The organism is Aedoeadaptatus coxii (assembly GCF_001553115.1).
In the GTDB taxonomy this organism is placed as follows: domain Bacteria; phylum Bacillota; class Clostridia; order Tissierellales; family Peptoniphilaceae; genus Aedoeadaptatus; species Aedoeadaptatus coxii.
Map to the genome: position 1 here is coordinate 3,452 of NZ_KQ960172.1, position 391 is coordinate 3,842.

At 30.2% G+C, this 391-nt stretch carries 1 protein-coding gene; it reads right to left on the reverse strand.

Translation table 11 applies throughout. From position 1 onward, the window contains the following. The coding region (locus HMPREF1863_RS02805; protein WP_157065078.1) for an ABC transporter ATP-binding protein at positions 1 to 391 on the reverse strand (391 nt) is incomplete at both ends.

Here is a 391-nt window from a genome sequence, read left to right on the forward strand (position 1 = left end):
ATCGTCTGTTTTAAGGTTCTATTGAAATATTTAAAGATTTCTATGATTTCCTTAGAATTTTTCCTGTCTAAATTACCTGTTGGTTCATCGGCTAATATGATAGATGGATTATAGATAAGACTTCTCGCTATGGCAACTCTCTGTTGCTGACCTCCTGATAATTCACTCGGGAAAGAGTCTAGTTTACTTTCTATACCAAGTTTTTTTACTATATCTGAAAATTCATCTTGATCTATTTTTCTTTTATCTAGTTTTAGTGGAAGTTCTATGTTATGTCTAACGGTTAAATTTGGAATCAAATTATAAAATTGATAAATTAGTCCAACTTTTCTTCTTCTAAAGTAGGCCAATTCTTTTGTAGAATACTTTGAGATGTCGTTACCATCTATAT